This window comes from Pontibacterium sp., from assembly GCF_041587635.1.
Taxonomy (GTDB): Bacteria; Pseudomonadota; Gammaproteobacteria; order Pseudomonadales; family Balneatricaceae; genus Pontibacterium.
On record NZ_JBFGYC010000330.1, the window covers coordinates 1 to 4,625 of the forward strand.

Genomic DNA, 4,625 nt, shown 5'->3' on the forward strand with positions numbered 1-4,625 from the left:
CAGTCCCCCGGCATTGACCACGGGGTGAGCGCGAATCCAGGCTTGCTCATCGGGGCTCAGGTCGATCAGTTGTGCACGAGACGCATTAAACCAGTACTGATTTACTCGTTTTCTCTCCTCTGGCGTCACGGCATCCAGTGCCTTTTGTATGATCGAGGCGAGGATCGGCTGGTTGATATCAATCGCCACCGAGGTTTCGGTCTGCAGCGCGTCGAGTTTGTCGACGATCTTGAGGTTGGTGAGGTACTTCTCGTTAATCAGATACGTCGTAACCCCCACATTGCCCACATAAGCGTCTGCTTGGGAGAAGCTGACGGCATCCAGCGAGTCGCTGTTGGAGGTTGTCAGATGCAGCTGGAGATCAGGATGATGGGTGGAAAACCACTCATGCAGATAGGAGCCCTTATTGACGGCAACCGTATGGCCCTTAAGGTCGTCAAAGGTACGAATATCACTGCGTTCAGCTTGAACCACAACCGCCAGTGGCATACGGGTATAGGGTGTAGAGAAACGCAGGAAACTTTCACGTTCCGGGGTTTTCATGGCACAGGCCAGACCATCCAGCTCCCCGGCTTTCATCTGTGCCATCACCTCTGACCAGACACCGCTGCGAACCTGAATGTTCAGCCCGGTTTTTTCGCTAATCAACGCCATAAAGTCGGCAGAGATCCCGGAGTGCTGACCACTGGCATCGACGAAGTCATAGGGTGGCCAGGCGTAGTCTGAGCCGAGATAGATCGTGGGATTTTCTGCGATCCAGATCCGTTCTTCTGCCGTTAACTCCAGCGCATGGGACTGCGGCGGACAACATATCAGCAGAGCACAAACAAGCAGCAGAACCAGCCAGTACTCAGCTTTCAATAATTTCAGCGATCTCATCGATATGCTCAGAAAAAATATCGACCAGTTCCGGATCGAAGTGGATTCCCTTCAATTTCTGAATGTAGTCCACCGCTTCGTCCAATGGCCAGGCATCCTTATATGAACGCTTGTGCGTCAACGCATCAAACACATCCGCCAACGCGACAATACGTCCATAAATATGGATCTCATTGCCTTTCAGACCTTTCGGATAACCCGTACCATCCCATTTTTCATGGTGCTGCATGGCGATGACATCCGCCGCTTTCATAATCAGGCGGTCAGAGTGTTTCAGAAAATCGTGTGCCCGCTGGGTATGTGTGCGCATGGTGCTGTATTCCGCTTCGGTCAGCTTATCCGGCTTATGCACCAGACCATGGGGCAGAGATATCTTTCCTATATCGTGCATCGGCGCAGCGTAGTAGATGATATGGGTTTCTTCATCACTGATGCTGTTGCAGTGCTGGGCGAGCAGGCGGGAAACCTCAGCGACCCGACGGATATGTTTACCCGTCTCATCTGACGTGGCCTCCATCAGTTCGGTAAGCACCCGGATAATATCTTTCTGGTAGTTTTCCAGCTCTCGGGCAATGCGTTTCTCTTTGCCTTCCATCTTCCGCTGCAGAGTAATGTTATGAAATTCCAACAGCTTGCGGGCATGGCTTAACTCCAGATGATTGCCCACGCGAGCAATCAGTTCTTCCGGATGAAACGGCTTAACGATGTAATCCACTGCCCCCAAAGCAAAGCCCTGACTGATGGAGTCAATGTCAGTTCTGGCGGTCAGGAAGATGATCGGCACGTCATCGTGCAGGGAGGGTTGGGATTTAATCTGTTTGCAGACATCAAAACCGTTCATACCCGGCATCATGATATCCAGCAGAATCAGATCAAAATCCTGTTGATCCACCAGCGCCAAGGCCTCGGCACCACTGGTTGCAAACGAGAACTGATAGTTCTGTTCTTTGAGGATGTTCATCACCACCTGAATATTCTCGGTGACGTCATCGACGATCAGTATGTGATATCCAAATTTCACTGTCATACCCACTTAACGTTGCGCGTGGAGTGCCGGGTTACTTCCATATTGCGATCTATTATGGTCGCCGTCCGGAGTCACAGCAAGTGGATAATTCAACCGAATCAGGCTGGTAAGCGGAGGAGTATTCACTGGGTGAACGGAGCATGGCCGCTTATATTGATACAAGCAGCCAGCAGAAAACGAACAAGAGGAGGCGTTAAGGCGTTTCCGGCGAGTGGTTAAACCCATTGCCGAAGAATGCCTTAAAGCTAAACAGCGCAATGGACAGCAACCCCCAGGTCAGGCCCACCACTACACCCGCATCGACAATGCCGCGCCAGGGCTGTTCCAGCATATGAACAAACTGCACCAGCACAATAATGCCTAACGTCAGGCAGACCGTCACAATCTGACGCTTACGGCGCACGTGGAAATAGCCCATACAAAACAGGGGGGCCAACAGCGCACGCATCGGCGTCACATGTTTCGACAGGTAATAGATACGGGCAGCCACACGCGGAGAGAAGGCTTTCTGGAAACCACGGTAACCTTCAGCAAACCCCATAAACGCAACACTGAACGCCAGTGCGGCCCAGTGATACCAGCTGAAAGGCTGCTCAAACATTTGCCAGGCGATTTGGCTCAAGCGATAGATAGCACTACCCAAGATCAGACTGATCCCGGCAAATCCCCATAACGCAGCAACAGATCCCAACACCGTAGTACTCCAGAACTAAATCAGCAGCGTATTATACGTAACTGTGGCGCGGGATTCGACAACCGTAACAGATGGGTCGTTGGGGCAATGTCGGAGGATGGCCTCTTTGCAGCAAAAACGTGGCAGACATAAAAAAGCCACCGAGGAAGCCTCGGTGGCAACTGCACTAACAAAAGGGTACAGATAGGAGCAAACCGGAACCCCGCCAGGAGAGGAAAGGTTCCGTCAGTTTCCGGATTGGGATTCGGAAATCAGTAACCGCGCATGGAATCAATCAGTTCCGGCAGGAACAGAGAGATCTGCGGAATGTAGGTAATCAGAATCAGGAAGAACAACAGCAGGCTGAGCCAAGGCAGACATGCCTTGATGACCCATACCATGTTCTTCCCGGTTATCCCGGCGGTGACAAAGAGGTTCAACCCAACGGGCGGCGTCAACATCCCGATCTCCATATTAACCACCATGATGATACCCAGATGAATCGGATCGATACCCAGCTGTGTAGCGATCGGGAACAGGATCGGTGCCATGATCAGTAGGATCGCAGACGGCTCCATGAAGTTACCGGCGATCAGCAGCAGGATGTTCACGACGATCAGGAAGCCCCACGCTGGCAGACCCCATTCGATAATGGTTTCAGCAATGGTGTGTGGAATACGCTCAGTGGTCAGCACGTGTGCGAACAGCATTGCGTTGGCGATAATGAACAGCAGCATCAGCGACACTTTAGAGCCATCCAGGACCACTTTACGAACTTCAGGATTAGTCACGGATTTCGGCAACGCAATCGCCATCTGAAACAGGTTACGTATTGCCGCAGCCCCGCTGCTCTCGCCTTGATTACGCCACAGAATACCCTTCATCGGACCGATATCACGGTAACCAAACACAGCGACCAGGTAAGCATATACCGCTGCTACCGCTGCGGCTTCTGTTGGCGATGCGATACCACCGTAGATGGAACCCAGAACGATCACGATCAGCATCAGACCGCCCATTGCAATGGAACCGGACTTCGCCAACTGACGGAAACCTGGGAACGGCTGCGCCGGGAGTTTCTTGATGCGCGCCGTGATATAGATTGCGATCATCAGGATGCCGCCCATCATCAGGCCCGGAATGAAGCCGGCCATGAACATACGGGACGCAGACACTTCAGTCGCAGCCGCGTATACCAACATCACAATGGATGGTGGAATCAGGATACCCAGCGTACCCGCGTTCGCGATAACACCGGCCGCAAACGATTCCGGGTAACCCGCACGCACCATACCGGCAATAACGATGGTACCGATCGCTGCTACCGTGGCCGGAGAGGAACCGGATACCGCAGCGAACAGCATGCATGCCATCACCGAAGCCATCGCCAGACCACCCCGTACGTGACCAATACTGTCGATTGCAAAGTTAATCAGGCGTTTTGCCACACCACCGGTCGACAAAAACGCGGAAGACAGGATAAAGAACGGGATCGCCAGCAACGTATAGTGTTCAGAGGTGGCTTCGAACAACTTCAGTGCCACTGAAGGCAGCGAATCGTTCGAGAACAGCAAAATCGTCGTCACGGAAGAGAAACCCAACGCAATCGCAATCGGCATCCCCATAAAGATGAAACCGAACAACATAAGGAACAACGCAGCAATAGTCATTTATTTGGTCTCCTTAGTATTGTTCTCTTTAGCCGCTGCTTCGGCCGCTTCGGCGGCTTTCAGCTCTTCGGCGATCTCCATGGATTCCGCCGCTTCATCAACAAAATGGAAACCTTCCACTTCGCCTTTCAGTACTTTCCAACCCAGCTCCAGAAAACGCAGGGCCAGCAGGGCAAAACCGATCACCAGAATACTCATCGGTATCCATTTAGGGATTGGCAGGTCCTCCAGTTCGATCCCAATCATCTTCATCTTCGCCAGATAGATCCAGGAGCCGTAGAGGAACATGCCGCAGTAAACCAGCGCCAGCACAATCGCCAGCAGTGTCAGGAAACGGTGAATCGGACTTGGCAACAGTTTGACGAAGACATCAACA

General features: G+C 52.4%; 5 protein-coding genes. All 5 read right to left on the reverse strand.

The genetic code is table 11. The features are described 5' to 3' along the window. A partial coding sequence (locus tag ABYW01_RS14720; protein WP_372834019.1) for a transporter substrate-binding domain-containing protein occupies positions 1 to 879 on the reverse strand: 879 nt, incomplete at its 3' end. Then, complete coding sequence (locus ABYW01_RS14725; protein WP_372834022.1) at positions 851 to 1,906, reverse strand: HD domain-containing phosphohydrolase; 1,056 nt, start codon at positions 1,904 to 1,906, stop codon at positions 851 to 853. The genes ABYW01_RS14725 and ABYW01_RS14720, both read right to left, overlap by 29 nt. A gap of 193 nt (positions 1,907 to 2,099) precedes the next feature. Beyond that, a complete protein-coding gene (locus tag ABYW01_RS14730; RefSeq protein ID WP_372834025.1) occupies positions 2,100 to 2,600 on the reverse strand; it encodes a hypothetical protein in 501 nt (166 codons plus the stop codon). A 251-nt stretch (positions 2,601 to 2,851) separates the two neighbouring features. Next, positions 2,852 to 4,249, reverse strand: coding sequence for a TRAP transporter large permease (locus tag ABYW01_RS14735; protein ID WP_372834027.1), 1,398 nt, complete (start codon positions 4,247 to 4,249; stop codon positions 2,852 to 2,854). Further along, positions 4,250 to 4,625 (reverse strand): TRAP transporter small permease (locus ABYW01_RS14740; protein WP_372834030.1); only part of this gene is annotated, 376 nt, incomplete at its 5' end.

Excerpts from the sequence above, each read along its gene's own strand:
- ABYW01_RS14725 (WP_372834022.1), bottom strand. The coding sequence starts at position 1,906 with ATGACAGTGAAATTTGGATATCACATACTGATCGTCGATGACGTCACC.
- ABYW01_RS14735 (WP_372834027.1), bottom strand. The coding sequence starts at position 4,249 with ATGACTATTGCTGCGTTGTTCCTTATGTTGTTCGGTTTCATCTTTATG.